13 protein-coding genes are annotated in these 13,261 nt (G+C 56.3%); 10 read left to right on the plus strand and 3 right to left on the minus strand.

Annotated features, from left to right (window positions below):
• The first annotated feature begins 7 nt into the window (after positions 1–7).
• A complete protein-coding gene (locus tag BJP35_RS16050) occupies positions 8–673 on the plus strand; it encodes a MarC family NAAT transporter (RefSeq protein ID WP_014170045.1) in 666 nt (221 codons plus the stop codon).
• A gap of 58 nt (positions 674–731) precedes the next feature.
• On the opposite strand, the gene BJP35_RS16055 is transcribed toward BJP35_RS16050, so the two are convergent.
• Positions 732–1,928 (minus strand): sugar transporter, encoded by a 1,197-nt coding sequence (locus BJP35_RS16055; protein ID WP_020884157.1) that lies wholly within the window; start codon positions 1,926–1,928, stop codon positions 732–734.
• A gap of 177 nt (positions 1,929–2,105) precedes the next feature.
• On the opposite strand from BJP35_RS16055, the gene BJP35_RS16060 reads away from it, so the two are divergent.
• On the plus strand, positions 2,106–2,894 hold the full coding sequence (locus BJP35_RS16060) for a PhzF family phenazine biosynthesis protein (RefSeq protein ID WP_047744643.1): 789 nt from the start codon (positions 2,106–2,108) through the stop codon (positions 2,892–2,894).
• Positions 2,895–2,921: 27 nt separating this feature from the next.
• The gene (locus BJP35_RS16065; protein WP_032681016.1) at positions 2,922–3,722 is read left to right on the plus strand and encodes a PhzF family phenazine biosynthesis protein; all 801 of its coding nucleotides are present in this window, start codon (positions 2,922–2,924) and stop codon (positions 3,720–3,722) included.
• A gap of 71 nt (positions 3,723–3,793) precedes the next feature.
• On the opposite strand, the gene BJP35_RS16070 is transcribed toward BJP35_RS16065, so the two are convergent.
• Positions 3,794–4,756: an NmrA/HSCARG family protein gene (locus BJP35_RS16070; RefSeq protein ID WP_047744644.1), complete on the minus strand. Its 963-nt coding sequence runs from the start codon at positions 4,754–4,756 to the stop codon at positions 3,794–3,796.
• Positions 4,757–4,848: 92 nt separating this feature from the next.
• Between BJP35_RS16070 and BJP35_RS16075 the strand changes: the two genes are divergently transcribed.
• Both BJP35_RS16075 and BJP35_RS16080 read left to right on the plus strand, forming a co-directional pair.
• Positions 4,849–5,760, plus strand: coding sequence for a LysR family transcriptional regulator (locus tag BJP35_RS16075; protein WP_236900304.1), 912 nt, complete (start codon positions 4,849–4,851; stop codon positions 5,758–5,760).
• A gap of 61 nt (positions 5,761–5,821) precedes the next feature.
• A complete protein-coding gene (locus tag BJP35_RS16080) occupies positions 5,822–6,304 on the plus strand; it encodes a GNAT family N-acetyltransferase (protein ID WP_086463419.1) in 483 nt (160 codons plus the stop codon).
• Here BJP35_RS16080 and BJP35_RS16085 read toward each other — a convergent pair.
• The gene (locus BJP35_RS16085; protein ID WP_047744647.1) at positions 6,258–7,136 is read right to left on the minus strand and encodes a LysR family transcriptional regulator; all 879 of its coding nucleotides are present in this window, start codon (positions 7,134–7,136) and stop codon (positions 6,258–6,260) included. The genes BJP35_RS16080 and BJP35_RS16085 overlap by 47 nt on opposite strands.
• A gap of 99 nt (positions 7,137–7,235) precedes the next feature.
• On the opposite strand from BJP35_RS16085, the gene sad reads away from it, so the two are divergent.
• From sad to BJP35_RS16110, 5 genes are all read left to right on the plus strand, one after another.
• Positions 7,236–8,624 carry a succinate-semialdehyde dehydrogenase gene (gene sad / locus BJP35_RS16090; RefSeq protein ID WP_041162600.1) on the plus strand — a complete coding sequence of 463 codons (1,389 nt, stop codon included), beginning with the start codon at positions 7,236–7,238 and terminating at the stop codon, positions 8,622–8,624.
• 116 nt (positions 8,625–8,740) lie between these two features.
• Positions 8,741–10,330 (plus strand): methyl-accepting chemotaxis protein, encoded by a 1,590-nt coding sequence (locus BJP35_RS16095; RefSeq protein WP_047744648.1) that lies wholly within the window; start codon positions 8,741–8,743, stop codon positions 10,328–10,330.
• A 62-nt stretch (positions 10,331–10,392) separates the two neighbouring features.
• Positions 10,393–11,319 carry a glutaminase B gene (gene glsB, locus BJP35_RS16100; RefSeq protein ID WP_025204200.1) on the plus strand — a complete coding sequence of 309 codons (927 nt, stop codon included), beginning with the start codon at positions 10,393–10,395 and terminating at the stop codon, positions 11,317–11,319.
• Complete coding sequence (locus BJP35_RS16105) at positions 11,319–11,675, plus strand: DUF4186 domain-containing protein (protein ID WP_047744649.1); 357 nt, start codon at positions 11,319–11,321, stop codon at positions 11,673–11,675. The genes glsB and BJP35_RS16105 overlap by 1 nt, the downstream gene beginning before the upstream one ends.
• A gap of 113 nt (positions 11,676–11,788) precedes the next feature.
• The gene (locus tag BJP35_RS16110; RefSeq protein WP_047744650.1) at positions 11,789–13,234 is read left to right on the plus strand and encodes a GGDEF domain-containing protein; all 1,446 of its coding nucleotides are present in this window, start codon (positions 11,789–11,791) and stop codon (positions 13,232–13,234) included.
• The last annotated feature ends 27 nt before the right edge of the window (positions 13,235–13,261 follow it).

Genomic DNA, 13,261 nt, shown 5'->3' on the forward strand with positions numbered 1-13,261 from the left:
ACGCACTATGTTGGATTTGATTAAAGCAATTGGTCTGGGGCTGGTGGTACTGCTGCCGTTGGCTAACCCGCTAACGACGGTTGCGCTCTTCCTGGGGCTGGCAGGGAACATGAACAGCGCCGAGCGTAACCATCAGTCGATGATGGCCTCGGTCTATGTGTTTGCCATCATGATGGTGGCTTACTACGCCGGACAGTTGGTGATGAACACCTTCGGAATCTCCATCCCGGGTCTGCGTATTGCTGGCGGACTGATTGTCGCCTTCATCGGGTTCCGTATGCTGTTCCCTGCGCAGAAAGCGCATGAGTCACCTGAGGCCAAAAGCAAATCCGAAGAGCTGGAAACCGAACCCAGCGCGAATATTGCTTTTGTCCCACTGGCGATGCCAAGTACGGCGGGACCAGGAACAATTGCGATGATCATCAGCTCCGCGTCAACGGTGCGGGATGGTTCGACCTTCCCGGACTGGGTCATCACGGTTGCGCCCCCGCTGATTTTTGCACTGATTGGTATCATCGTATGGGCATCCTTGCGCAGTTCAGGCGCGATCATGCGCTGGGTCGGTAAGGGCGGTATTGAGGCGATTTCCCGCCTGATGGGCTTCTTACTGGTGTGTATGGGCGTGCAGTTTATTATCAACGGCGTGCTGGAGATTATTAAGACGTACCATTAATCACCCGCCCGGTAATGCAAAACGGCAACCGAGGTTGCCGTTTTACGTTGACTGCGGTCTACCCGTGATGGGCCTGTTCTTCCAGTGCGACCGGCCATTTACGGAAGATGAGCAGGGACCAGATGAGCGCCACCAGTGCCGGAATGGCACCCAGATAGCCAATCGCCGACATCGACACGTGAAGGCTAATCTGATTTCCCAGCAGCGCGCCCGCGCCAATACCGAGATTGAAAATCCCCGAGAACAGTGACATCGCCACATCCGTTGCGTCCGGGGCGAGGGCCAGCACCTTCACCTGCATACCCAGACCGATAATCATGATCGCCACTCCCCAGAACAGGCTCAGGACGGCCAGATGACCCTCGCTGCCCGCTGCTGGCATGAGTAATACCAGGCACGCCAGCAGTAAACCAATGGCGCTGCTGACCAGCGCCGACGCGTGCTGATTGCCGAGCTTACCAAACAGAATACTGCCAATAATGCCCGCGCCCCCCAGGATCAACAGCAGAACGGTGGCAAAGTTGGCGCTAAAGCCGGCCACGACCTGAACGAACGGTTCAATATAGCTGTAGGCGGTGTAATGTGCCGTGACCACAATGACCGTCAGCAAATAGATACTCAGCAATGCCGGACGACGCATTAACAGCGGCAGGCTTTTCAGCGAGCCGGAGTGTTCGCTTGGCAGCTTCGGCAGCAGTTTAATCAGGCAGACCAGGGTGATCATTGCCCCCATGCCGATAGCGAAGAACGTGGTTCGCCAGCCAAAGTATTGCCCAACGATACGGCCAATCGGCAGGCCCAGGACCATAGCCAGTGCCGTGCCGGTGGCTATCAGGCTCAGCGCCTGCGCGCGTTTACCCGCAGGTGCCAGGCGGATGGCCAGTGACGCGGTGATCGACCAGAATACGGCATGGGCAAAGGCGATACCGACGCGGCTGATGACCAGCACCGTAAAGTTCCACGCCAGAAACGACAGGACGTGGCTGACGATAAACAGGGCAAACAGCCCGATCAGCAGCTTTCGCCGTTCCATCTGGCTGGTCAGCAGCATAAACGGCAGTGACATCAGTGCCACCACCCAGGCATAGATGGTCAACATAATGCCCACCTGCGCGGTTTCCATCTGGAAACTTTCAGCGATGTCAGACAACAGCCCAACCGGAACAAATTCTGTGGTATTAAAAATAAACGCGGCAATTGCCAGCGTGACCACGCGTAGCCACGCGACTCTGCGGGTAACTGTGTTCGTTGTCATAGCGATGTCGGAGATTCGTTGCTGAAAAGAAGAGGAGACGATCTTAAAACGTCAACCGGCGAAAACTCAACCATTATGTGATGCAGATCTCAAAATTCACCTGGTAAAAGCGGTAGCCGGGGGCATGGTTTTCATTGAATATAAAAGAACATCACAACAAAAACAGGCGGTAAGACAATGCAGGAGATTGATTTTTATCTGGTAGATGCGTTCAGCAATGCCTCTTTTGGTGGAAACCCGGCGGCCGTGTGCCCGTTAGACGCATGGTTGCCTGATGAGACACTGCTCAGAATGGCACAGCAGCATAATCAGTCGGAAACGGCGTTTTTCGTCTGCAGTAAAGCGGGAATTGAGTTACGCTGGTTTACCACCCTTACCGAAGTCAACCTTTGCGGACATGCCACACTGGCAGCCGCGTACGTCCTGTTTAATGAACTCAACTATCCTGACCCGCGTATCCACTTTGATACCGCCTCTGGCCAGCTAACGGTTAGCCGGGAAGGGGACTGGATGACGCTGGACTTCCCGGCATGCCCGACGCAGGAAGAGACGCCCCCGCCGGCGATGCTTGCGGCGCTGGGGATCGGCCATTACGTAGAAGCCCGTAAGGGGCGTGTCTGGGTGGTGGTTCTGGAAAACCGCCAGCAGGTTGAGGCGCTTGCGCCGAATATCTCGGCAATGACGCCTGGCGAACATAAGGTCAGCGTGACGGCGCGGGGAGAGGAGGATTATGATTTTGTGAGCCGCTTTTTCTCACCGGGAGTTGCCGTCTGGGAAGATCCGGTCACCGGATCCGCGCATACAATGCTTATTCCCTACTGGAGTGAAAAACTGGGTAAAACAGCGATGTTTGCCCGCCAGGTGTCGGCTCGTGGCGGTGATCTGCGCTGCGAACTGAAAGGTTCACGCGTGCTGATGAGCGGGCAGGCCTCGCTGTATCTGAAAGGCACCGTCTTTCTGCGCTAAATAACCATAACAAAAGAGGAAGAGACAATGCAGGAAATTGATTTCTATCTGGTCGATGCCTTCAGCGACAGGGCGTTTGGCGGCAACGCAGCGGCGGTTTGCCCCCTGGAAGAGTGGCTGCCGGACGAGACGCTGCTCAACATGGCGCAACAGCACAATCAGTCTGAGACGGCCTTTTTCGTACGCACTGACGGCGGATTCGAGCTGCGCTGGTTCACTACCCTTGACGAAATTAACCTGTGTGGACATGCCACACTGGCGGCATCGCATGTCATTTTCGAATACCTTGATTATCCACACACGGAAATCACCTTCACCACCCGTTTCGTCGGCGAGCTGACGGTAAAACGCAGCGGTGACTGGTTGACGCTCAACTTCCCGGCCTGGCCGACGGCGGTCGTCGACAATCCGCCAGCGCTGCTGTTGAGCGCGCTGGGCATTGAGCGGGCAAAAGAGGTGCGTGTCGGGCGCGATTACATGGTGGTGCTGGAGAACCAGCAGCAGGTAGAGGCCCTTACGCCGGATATCTCAGCAATGATTCCGCTGGATAAGATGGTCTGCGTCACGGCACCGGGCGATGAATATGACTTCGTCAGCCGCTTCTTCTGTCCGGGAGAAGGGGTGCCGGAAGATCCGGTTACGGGGTCCACTCACAGCATGTTGATTCCCTACTGGAGCGAAAAGCTGGGCAAAACCGTGCTGAACGCGCGCCAGGTCTCGCGACGGGGCGGGGATTTACGCTGTGAGCTGGCGGGGGACCGGGTGTTAATCGGCGGTCAGGCCACCCTGTATCTGAAAGGGCATATCTATTTACGCCAGGCGATGTAAGCCAGGAATGGGCCACCGTCATTTCATCATCGGGAATGACGGTGGCTTGTCGGGAATGACGGTGGCTTGCGTTAATCAAACGTTCGTTTTTCCCCCTGCCAGCCAGACGTAATCAGAAATTCACGCCACGTTAAGGTGGCAGGGTTTATGGTTCTGCTCCAGTTAAGATCCCGGTCTTTTCCGTAATAGCCGTAGTTCACGGCATATTCCGTCATGCCGGTAATTTCACTGACCAGTGCCGCGTTGTCTGCGAAATCGGGGAAGTGGTGAAGGAGTGCTTCTCGCGTGTAGGCTGAGCGATACCGGGCTTTTATGCCGGTGACCTCCGTGAAGGTTTCCACCATCTCACGCGGCGAAAGACACTCACCGACAACGGGTAACGTCATGCCGTTGTAGTGTTCGGGGTTATCGAACATCTCAAGCACCGCAGGGCCGGTTGCCGTGAGCGGGTCGACAAAGGGCGCCCGAACGTCTTCCGGGAGATAGAGGGGAAAGATCAGCTCGTCGCCTTCTTTACGCGGCGGATAATATTCGGCCAGATTGGTGTAAAAGAACGCCAGTTGAATAAACGACGCGCTGACGGGGAGTGTGCGGATGTACTCCTCAATTCGGCCCTTATCGCTGAAATGAGGAGCCCATAGAGTTCCGGCTGTTATTCTCTCGACGTTTTCCAGACTGCTGAAGACAAGGTGTTTTACGCCGGCGTTGACGGCGGCATCTGCAAGCCTGTAACCCAGCGCCGTTTCACCCGTTGGCATCTGCGTCGATACGGGGATGAAACCTGGTGTCATCAGAAACGCTCCGTCTGACTCGGCAAACGCCCCGATCAGATGCGCATCATTGCCCGTCTGAAGGGTGATTTGCCTCAGTTCAGCGCCCCGTTCCGCCAGCTGTTTCGCCGCAGGAGAGTCCGTGTTTTGCGTTAAGGCGCGCACCCGATAGCGCCCACTTTGCAGCAGGGTTCTGGTTACGCTACGTCCTTGTTTACTGGTGGCACCAAAAACTGTTATGAGTGGTTTTTTATCATACGACATTTCATTCTCGCTCTGTGTTGTTGCGGTAGTGCATTATCGGAATGCGGGCGGCGAGCGTGAAATCGATTTATTTCTTACATGATATCCATCCTATGAATACCAAAAAGCCTGACGTAAACCTGCTGCTGACTCTGGAAGCGCTGGTCGCGGAGCAAAATGTCACCAGGGCCGCCAGCCGGCTTTGTCTTAGCCAGCCTGCCGTCAGCGCGCAGCTTAACCGGCTGAGGGGGATGTTTAACGATCCGTTATTGATCCCGGGGCGCAGGGGGATGACGCCAACCCCCAAAGCTCTAGAGCTGATGGCGACGCTTGGCGGGGCGCTGGCAAAAATACGGGATACGCTGCAATCACATGAGGACTTTGATCCGCTGCACGATTCGCTAACGGTCTCTCTGGCCTGTACTGATTACGTGCAGGCCGCGGTCATTATGCCGCTGATTGTGACCCTGCAAGAGATTGCCCCCGGCGTGCGTATTGCTGTCAGGAATTACGATCCGCATCAACTGGCCCATCAACTGAGCTCAGGCGATGTTGATGCTGCCATTGCCACGCCAGACCCTGCGCAGGCGCAGCTCAGAACGCAACATCTTTATGACGAATCGTACGTGCTTATCGGGCGCCCTCAGCATCCTGAACTGAACGACCAACTGACAATGGAAGCGTTCGCAAAACTTGAGCATATTATCGTGTCCCCCTCGGGGGGCGGTTTTACCACGCCGCTGGATGTCATGCTGGCGGAGTCAGGGTTGCAACGTAAGGTTGCGGTGTCTGCGGCATCATTTCTGTTTGTTCCCGGCATGGTGCAGATGAGCCATCTGGTAGCACTTGTGCCCCGACGATTAATTATGGGAACCATTAACCCACTCACCGTGGTGGAACTCCCCTGGCTGAAAGAGACGTTTGACGTCAGTCTTATCTGGCATGAACGCAGCCATAACCACGCAGGACACCGCTGGCTAAGAGATACCCTCGTCAGCCTGAACCGCAATGCTGATATAAGTTAACGGTATGAAGCACGTGTGCAGGGCTGCGCTATGTTGAAATAAAAACAACAAGGAGCCCGCCATGTATTCCATTACCGCTGAATCTGCACATCACCCTGATATTTTGAATCTGATTGCCGCGCTTGACCGCTATCAGAGCGAACTCTATCCCGCTGAAAGTAACCACCTGCTCGATCTGACCGAACTGCCGACAGCCTCGCTGATCCTGATGATTATTCGGGACCGGCAGCTTCATGCCGTCGGGTGTGGTGCCGTGGTGCTCAACGGCGACGGGACCGGTGAAATGAAACGGGTGTATATCGATCCGGCTCATCGCGGGCAACATCTCGGCGAGATGCTGCTGGCGGCGCTGGAAGATGAAGCCCTGAGCCGTCACTGCCACACGCTTCGCCTGGAGACGGGCATCCGGCAACATGCCGCCGTCCGTTTGTATGAGCAGTGCGGCTATGAGCAACGTCCGGCGTTTCCGCCGTATGTTGATGACCCGCTGAGCCTGTTTATGAAGAAGGCACTGGTGGTTGACGTTCGTTTAGCAGCGCTATAAAAGCCTCCAGCGGGCGGGTCATAGCCCCGCGGCGCCAGACCAGCCAGGTGGTAAGCCAGCGCCAGTTTTCTGCCAGCGGCCAGGCTTCCACCTGATGGTGGCCTGGCATACTTTCCAGCATCGAACGAGGCATCAGCGCGATACCGGCGCCCGCGATGACGCAGGCGAGCATGCCGTGATAAGACTCCATTTCATGAATACGCCCGGGCGTGGCTCTGTCGGCGTGAAACCAGCTTTCCAGATGTCGGCGATACGAACAGTTTGCGCGAAAGGCGTAGACGTCACTGCCGCTTACCTGCGTGGCGCGTGCCACTTCTGCATGCCCGGCGGGCGTGACCAGCATCATCTCTTCCCGGTAAACCGGCATGCCTTCCAGTTCCGGATGCGAAAGGGGGCCGTCGACAAACGCGGCGCTTAAGGTTCCCTCCAGTACGCCGTCAATCATTGTGCCGGACGGCCCGGTAGAGAGGGCAAACTGGATACGTGGATAGCGCTGGTTAAACTGCGCCAGGCTTTCCGGAATACGCACGGCGGCGGTACTCTCCAGCGCGCCAAGCGCAAATAATCCCTGCGGTTCATCACCGGCGACGACCATTCGCGCCTCATCGACCAGCGCCAGGATCTGCTTGCTGTAGCGCAGGAAGTTATGCCCGGCGGGGGATAAACGTAAACGCTGGTTCTCACGAATAAACAGCTCCACGCCAAGATCGGCCTCCAGCTGGCGGATGCGGGTGGTCAGGTTCGACGGAACGCGATGCACCTTTTGCGCCGCCTGGGTGATGCTGCCGGTGAGCGCCACGGCGTTAAACATTTCAAGCTGAGTTAAGTCCATGCCATTCTCGATTCGTGAACAAGGTGGTTAGTATTATTCATTTTTAAGAAATAGCAGAGTGCGCCACAATGAATCAACCGTTATTACGTGGAGACCATCATGACTTATTCCTCTGCTACACATGCCCTCTCTGTTAACCCAGCCACCGGTGAGACGCTCGCGGCGTATCCGTGGGCGAGCACCGACGACGTTGAACGCGCAATTGCGCAGGCTGATGCCGGTTTTCGTCAGTGGAGACGCGTAAGCGTTTCCGACCGGGCGCAGAAGCTGCGCGATCTCGCCAGCGCGCTGCGCAACCGTGCAGACGAGATGGCACGAATGATCTCCCGTGAGATGGGCAAACCCATTTTGCAGGCGCGTGCTGAAGTGGCAAAATCCGCCAGCCTCTGCGACTGGTATGCGGAACACGGCCCGGCAATGCTGCAGCCTGAACCGACCCTGGTAGAAAACCAGAACGCGGTGATTGAATACCGGCCGCTGGGACCTGTTCTTGCCGTCATGCCGTGGAACTTCCCGCTCTGGCAGGTACTGCGTGGCGCGGTACCCATCCTGCTGGCCGGGAACAGCTATCTGCTCAAGCACGCGCCAAACGTACTCGGCTCGGCTGACCTTATTGCGCAGGTATTTGCTGACGCCGGTTTTCCGCAGGGTGTCTTTGGCTGGGTGAATGCCACGAATGAGGGCGTGAGCCAGGCGATCAACGACCGTCGTATTGCTGCCGTAACCGTAACCGGCAGCGTGCGCGCGGGTGCGGCGATTGGTGCGCAGGCGGGGGCAGCACTGAAGAAATGCGTCCTGGAGCTGGGCGGTTCAGATCCGTTTATTGTGCTCAATGATGCTGATTTGGATCTGGCGGTGAAAGCAGCCGTGGCCGGTCGTTATCAGAATACCGGACAGGTTTGCGCCGCCGCTAAGCGCTTTATTGTGGAAGAGGGCATCGCTGATGCTTTCACCCAGCGTTTTGTCGAGGCGACGGCGGCCCTGAAGATGGGGACGCCGGATAGCGAAGAAAACTTTATTGGCCCGATGGCGCGATTTGACCTGCGCGATGAACTGCATCAGCAGGTGCAGGCCACGCTGGCCGAAGGCGCCACGCTGCTGCTTGGCGGGGAGAAAGTCGCCGGTGAAGGTAACTACTATGCACCGACCGTGCTGGGGAATGTCACTGCCAGCATGACGGCATTTCGTCAGGAGCTGTTTGGTCCGGTTGCGGCGGTTAGCGTTGCGAAAGACGCGGAGCACGCGCTGCAGCTGGCTAACGACAGCGACTTTGGTCTGTCCGCAACCGTCTTTACCGCGAACGATACGCTGGCGGAGAAATTCTCCCGTGAGCTGGAGTGCGGTGGGGTGTTCATCAATGGTTTCAGCGCCAGCGATGCACGCGTGGCCTTTGGCGGCGTGAAGAAGAGCGGTTTTGGTCGTGAGCTTTCCCACTTCGGTCTGCACGAGTTCTGTAACGTGCAGACGGTATGGAAGAACAGAGTCTAGTTCGCTCTCCGATAACGGCCTTCAGCACGAAGGCCGTTGTCATTTTCCTGCAATGGTTCTGTCATTTTCGTTTCGTAGACTCGCACGCGTCTAACGTCTTGTTACTGAAGAAAATTATGAACCTAACGCAAATTTTTCGCCGTATTGCGCAGCGCCTCATCCCTCGTCAGTTTGGCCTGCTGACCGGTATTTTCTGTATTATTGGTCTTTTCTCCGCACTGCAACTCTCCTCTTCATTTTTGCTCAATGCTTCCCTGAAAGACGCTCAGCGCAACGAGCAGCAAAATCTGCTGGCATACCAGCAACAGAGCAAACTGGATCTGGCCCGCGTGTCTCTGCTGGCAGCAAGCGATCTGCTTAACCGCTCCGGCGTCTGGTTTATGCAGGATAAAGAGACCGGCTCTGAAGGAAGCTGGCACAGCCTGATGGACGAAGCTCAGGCGTCGCTGACGGTTTCTCAGCAGGCCTGGAACGCCTGGCTGGCGCTCAATCCGCCAAAAGATGACTCCCTGATCACCAGCTACCAGCTTTTCTACGGTGCCATCAAGGAGCAGGCGGAAGGGCTCATCAAGACCAACACGATCGACGCCTTTTTCGCCGTGCCTGCCCAGGCTTTCCAGACTGACTTCAACGAAAACTATGCCCGCTATCAGCAGGCCAGCGAGAAGCAGGCGATGCAGGGCCGCCAGAGTCTGATGGCGCAACTCTCTGGCCTGCAAACGCTCTTCCTGATTGCACCGGTTCTGCTACTTGCCATCGCCATTCTGGTGTGGTTCGGCATGTCCCGCTGGGTCATTACGCCGCTGCGTCGGTTGATTGCTCACATTAACCAGCTGGCGGCAGGAGACCTGTCCGGTACACCGCCAGGCGTGCTGCGCTTTAACAAGGAGATCGGACAGTTGAGCGACAGTGTTTCCACCCTGCAGCACGGACTGCAGGAACTGGTGACCCAGGTCAGCAATGCCACCCACGAAATGGTTGAAAATATAGGCTCTCTGGCACAGGGCAACCAGAAGCTGTATCTGCAGTCGGCTCGTCAGGCGAAAGAGCTTGAGGATGTGACGACACACATTGCCGCGCTGGAAAACCACGTGGAAGGGAATACAGGTTATGCAAAACTCGCCAGCTCCAGGGCGGACGAGGCGCGCCAGGTAGCCGCGGGCGGCGATCGGATGATGACAACCGTCAATGCCTCCATGCAGGCGATCGTTGACCGATCGTCAGAGATGCGCGGGATCGTGGCGATGATCGACAGCGTGGCGTTTCAGACCAACATTCTGGCACTGAATGCGGCCATCGAGGCTGCCCATGCGGGGAACCACGGGCGCGGGTTCGCCGTTGTCGCCCGGGAAGTGGGGCTGCTGGCCAGAAAGAGCAGCCACTCGACGCAGACTATTCAGGCACTGATCAATCACTCTTTGCAGGGCATCGAAGACGGTTCCCGGGCCGTTAACCTGCTGGAAGATAATCTGCAGCAGGTGATCGGGCTGGTGGCTAATTTAAGCAGTCTGCTGAATGAGATCTCGGTCGCGACCCTGAGCCAGGGGGAGAGCATACATCTGATGACGCGGCAGCTTCAGGCGCTGAATCAGGTTTCCCGTCAGACCGACATGCTGGTGTCTGACGCGTCGGATGCTTCTGAACGGCTGCATAAGCAATCCGATCTTTTATTGCAGGCGGTTTCGCGTTTTCGTCTTAGCGCCTGACGCAACATATAAGCCTCTGTTATACTCGCAGCCCGTTTTAGCCTGAGGGCAAGGAGCAAAGTGTGGCTGCGGTCATCCATAATGAGATGTTGGACGAGATTTTGTCGCAGGTTCGTCCGTTAATTGGAAAAGGGAAGGTTGCCGACTATATTCCGGCCCTTGCCTCGGTCAGCGGGAATAAGCTGGGTATTGCCATTTGTACGGTAGACGGGCAGCGTTACCAGGCCGGTGACGCCACCGAGCGTTTTTCAATTCAATCGATTTCAAAAGTACTCAGTCTGGTTGCGGCCATGCGCCAGTATGAGGAAGACGAAATCTGGCACCGCGTGGGGAAAGATCCGTCCGGGCAGCCTTTCAACTCACTGCTTCAGCTCGAAATTGAACAGGGTAAACCGCGTAACCCGTTTATCAATGCCGGTGCGCTGGTGGTTTGCGATATGCTGCAAAGCCGTCTTAGCGCCCCTCGCCAGCGCATGCTTGAAATTGTCCGCCAGCTCTCGGGCGTCGCCGATATTGCCTACAATGCGGTGGTGGCGCGCTCGGAGTTTGAACACTCCGCCCGTAACGCGGCTATCGCCTGGCTCATGAAATCGTTTGGTAACTTCCATAACGATGTCGCCACCGTGCTGCAAAACTATTTTCATTACTGCGCGCTGGAAATGAGCTGTGTTGAACTGGCACAGACATTCTTGTTCCTCGCCCATCAGGGGCATGCGCCGCACCTCGCGCAAGATGTTGTCTCGCCCATGCAGGCGCGTCAGGTGAATGCCCTGATGGCGACCAGCGGGATGTATCAGAACGCCGGAGAGTTTGCCTGGCGCGTCGGTCTTCCGGCTAAATCGGGTGTCGGGGGCGGGGTGGTGGCAATCGTGCCTCACGAAATGGCGATTGCCGTCTGGAGCCCGGAGCTGGATGAAACGGGAAATTCACTTGCCGGTGTGGCAGTTCTGGAGAAACTGACCCAACGTCTGGGACGTTCCGTATACTGATGTCGACCCTGGATCCGCTTTTTGCCCGCCTGGCGCGATCGCCTTTTCGTTCGCGCTTTCGCCTGGGCACGAAGGAACGGCAGTACTGCTGGGACAAAGGTGCCGAAACCATTGACCAGCACGCCGCCGATTTTGTTGCCCGGCGTCTTGCACCGGCCCATCCCAACAATGACGGAAAACAGACGCCCATGCGCGGTCATCCGGTGTTTATCGCTCAGCATGCCACCGCCACCTGTTGTCGTGGCTGTCTGGCAAAGTGGCATAACATTCCGCAGGGTGTTCAGCTCAGCGCGCAGCAACAGCATTATATCGTCAGCGTGATCCACCACTGGCTGGTGCTGCAGATGAACGCCTAAATTTGACGAGTTATGATCCTGTTGTATTTGTGTTATAGATGCAGGTTAAGTTAGTTCAGATCCTGCTGACGATCGACATAATCGCCATAAGTTATTATACGGAATGATATTTAATGCGTTCTGCTCTCTCTGCCTTCAGGTTTTTTCAACCCGATACTCCGCTGCGTAATGCGTCGTGGATCTTTATTCTCACCACCTTATTCTATTTTGTGGGTGCTGAATTGCGTCTGGTTGAAGCGTTGTCGCTGTTCTGGCCACTGAATGGCGTTATGGCGGGAGTATTCGCCCGTTATGCTTATCTGAATCGTCTGCATAACTACGCGGTCGCGTATGTTGCCATGCTGATGTACGACGCGGTCACCACCAGCTGGGGAATGGCCTCGCTGGTGATTAACCTGTCGAATATGATTTTTATCGTCGTGGTCGCCATACTGGTTCTGCGTGATAAACGGCTGATGAAAACCCCCGATCCGCTTAATGCGCTGCGTCTGTTTAACTACTGCCTGATTGCTGCGCTGCTGTGTGCCTTGCTTGGCGCGGTGGGGTCGGTCGGTATCGACAGTCACACCTTCTGGCCGCTGTTTGCCGACTGGTTTAGCGAGCAGTTTTCAACGGGGGTGCTGATTGTGCCGTGTATGCTGACGATTAGCCTGCCCGTGCGTGATATTCAGTTACGTCTGGAGCAGCTGTTCCCGGTTATGGCGTTGATTGTCTCGGTGGTCGCATCGGTGGTGATTGGCGGCGCGGGGAGCCTCTGTTTCCCGCTGCCGGCGCTTATCTGGTGTGCGGTACGCTACCCGCTGCCCGTCACCTGTTTACTGACGTTTCTCACGGGCGCCGTTGAGATCATTCTGGTTGCCAACTCCATTATCAATATTGCCGTTGCGACACCGCTTTCGACCCCGATGATGTTCTCAGCCCGGCTGGGCATTGCCACTATGGCTATTTGTCCGGTGATGGTCTCCGTCAGCGTGGCGGCCATTAATTCACTGATTCGTCAGGTGTCACTGCGGGCAGATTATGATTTTCTGACGCATGTCTATTCCCGCTCCGGGCTTTATGAAGCGTTAAAGCAAGAAGAGGCGCACCGGCATTCGCGTTTTTTAACCGTCATGCTGCTGGATATCGATTACTTCAAAAGCATCAATGATAACTACGGTCACGAGTGCGGTGATCGCATACTGGCGGCCTTTGCCCGGCAGGTTCAGCAGGTTGTCGGTGAGGACGGTATGGTGGCGCGAATGGGCGGAGAAGAGTTCGCGGTGGTCGTGAACTCCGGGGATGCGCAGCACGGTTTTGAACTGGCTGAACGCATTCGAACCACCGTCGCACATCATCCGTTTACCTGGCGCCAGCAGACGCTGTATCTGACCGTCAGCATTGGCCTGGGCAGCGGTAAATCTGAATCATGGCAGTTGACGGAGGTCTTTAATAAGCTGATGGCTGAAGCGGACGATCATCTCTATCGCTCAAAGAAAGCGGGGCGAAATCGGACCAGCGCCCGGTTGTCGGATGAGCAGGTTACTGCAACCACCGGCAGCGAAACATCACTGCATTAGTCGTCATGAGCCAGTGACGTTAACAAA

Source organism: Enterobacter sp. J49 (assembly GCF_002148625.1).
GTDB lineage: Bacteria > Pseudomonadota > Gammaproteobacteria > Enterobacterales > Enterobacteriaceae > Enterobacter > Enterobacter ludwigii.

Coding starts and splice junctions, on each gene's coding strand:
- BJP35_RS16095 (WP_047744648.1), top strand. CDS start 8,741: ATGAACCTAACGCAAATTTTTCGCCGTATTGCGCAGCGCCTCATCCCT.
- BJP35_RS16050 (WP_014170045.1), top strand. CDS start 8: ATGTTGGATTTGATTAAAGCAATTGGTCTGGGGCTGGTGGTACTGCTG.
- BJP35_RS16075 (WP_236900304.1), top strand. CDS start 4,849: ATGAATACCAAAAAGCCTGACGTAAACCTGCTGCTGACTCTGGAAGCG.
- BJP35_RS16070 (WP_047744644.1), bottom strand. CDS start 4,756: ATGTCGTATGATAAAAAACCACTCATAACAGTTTTTGGTGCCACCAGT.
- BJP35_RS16080 (WP_086463419.1), top strand. CDS start 5,822: ATGTATTCCATTACCGCTGAATCTGCACATCACCCTGATATTTTGAAT.
- BJP35_RS16055 (WP_020884157.1), bottom strand. CDS start 1,928: ATGACAACGAACACAGTTACCCGCAGAGTCGCGTGGCTACGCGTGGTC.
- sad (WP_041162600.1), top strand. CDS start 7,236: ATGACTTATTCCTCTGCTACACATGCCCTCTCTGTTAACCCAGCCACC.
- BJP35_RS16060 (WP_047744643.1), top strand. CDS start 2,106: ATGCAGGAGATTGATTTTTATCTGGTAGATGCGTTCAGCAATGCCTCT.
- BJP35_RS16065 (WP_032681016.1), top strand. CDS start 2,922: ATGCAGGAAATTGATTTCTATCTGGTCGATGCCTTCAGCGACAGGGCG.
- BJP35_RS16105 (WP_047744649.1), top strand. CDS start 11,319: ATGTCGACCCTGGATCCGCTTTTTGCCCGCCTGGCGCGATCGCCTTTT.
- BJP35_RS16085 (WP_047744647.1), bottom strand. CDS start 7,136: ATGGACTTAACTCAGCTTGAAATGTTTAACGCCGTGGCGCTCACCGGC.
- BJP35_RS16110 (WP_047744650.1), top strand. CDS start 11,789: ATGCGTTCTGCTCTCTCTGCCTTCAGGTTTTTTCAACCCGATACTCCG.